The organism is Psychrobacter sp. 1Y4 (genome assembly GCF_051847555.1).
Window position 1 is genome coordinate 1 of sequence record NZ_JBPYDE010000088.1, and the last position, 1,248, is coordinate 1,248.

Below are 1,248 nucleotides of genomic sequence, written 5' to 3' on the forward strand. Positions count from 1 at the left end.
GATGCCTTTACACAGACTGTTGCAGAGTGGCAGGCGCTAAAAGCAAAAACGATTGAGCTCAAAAAGACAGAGTTCGCTGATCGCTTGCATGAAGCTGACGATAAGTTGAAGCATGATTATGCCAAGATTGAGCAAAAAATTCTTGAGCATAACAATAACTTGAAAAATGCTTTTCGTTCTATTGGTGTCAGCCAAAAAGCCGCTTAAATAGCATAATCAGCTACTATAATCGTAACGTTTCTCCTTCCCCCTATCCGTCCTAGATAGGGGGATTTTTTTGTTTATAACTTATAGTTTATGTCACTACCTCTACTTTTAATAATCTTATCATCGTAGTAAATAGTGAAATATATAGGCTGAATCGTTGCGATCTTCAACCTAGAGATAATAATCAACTAGTCCACCAAATTCAGCTCACCCAAAGTAGCTAATTTTATTTTTTGGCTAGATATTACAAGAGATGGACAGAGTGCAACGATGCCATATGAGTGCTATGTTATAGTGACATTCTCACTTCTATATTTTAATGGAAACGGCCTGTATGCGTTATCAAAATACTTATGTCAATCTCGACACGCGCCTTTATCATGAGCAGCCGCCTACGCCACTGGACGCTCCCCGTGCTGGACACTTCAATGCCCAAGTCGCACAGCAGTTAGGTTGGACAGACAATGAAGACCTAATGACCAATTGGGTTGAGATATTGGGTGGCCAATATGTGCCATCTGACTTTAAGCCATTGGCAATGGCCTATGCAGGTCATCAGTTCGGACAATGGGCTGGGCAACTGGGTGACGGACGCGGTTTGCTGATGGCGCAAGTGCTCGATAGCGAAGGACAACCACAAGACTTGCACCTCAAAGGAGCTGGCCTGACGCCTTACTCACGCATGGGTGACGGACGTGCGGTCTTACGTAGTACGATTCGAGAGTACTTATGCGGTCACGCATTGACGCAGCTTGGTATATCCTCTTCTAATGCCTTGGGTTTTGTTGTCTCTGATACGAGAGTGCGCCGTGAGCGTATCGAAGCGGGTGCGGCATTGATGCGTGTGGCTGATAGCCATATTCGCCTCGGTCATGTTGAATGGATTGCCAGCTTTGCACCTGACTTACTCGGTGAGTTTACCGACTATATGATTGATACTTATTATCTAGAGTGCCGCGATAGCGATGCGCCCATAGCAGCTTTTTTGACCTCAGTCGTTGAGCGCACTGCACGCATGATTGCTGACTGGCAACTGATTGG

Annotated in this window: 1 protein-coding gene and 1 pseudogene; both read left to right on the forward strand. The window is 45.3% G+C overall.

From position 1 onward, the window contains the following. Window positions 1–207, forward strand: a pseudogene (locus ACS8FC_RS14375) (hypothetical protein); the annotation flags it as partial. Between the two features lie 334 nt (window positions 208–541). Then, a partial coding sequence (locus ACS8FC_RS14380; protein ID WP_439297260.1) for a protein adenylyltransferase SelO family protein occupies window positions 542–1,248 on the forward strand: 707 nt, incomplete at its 3' end.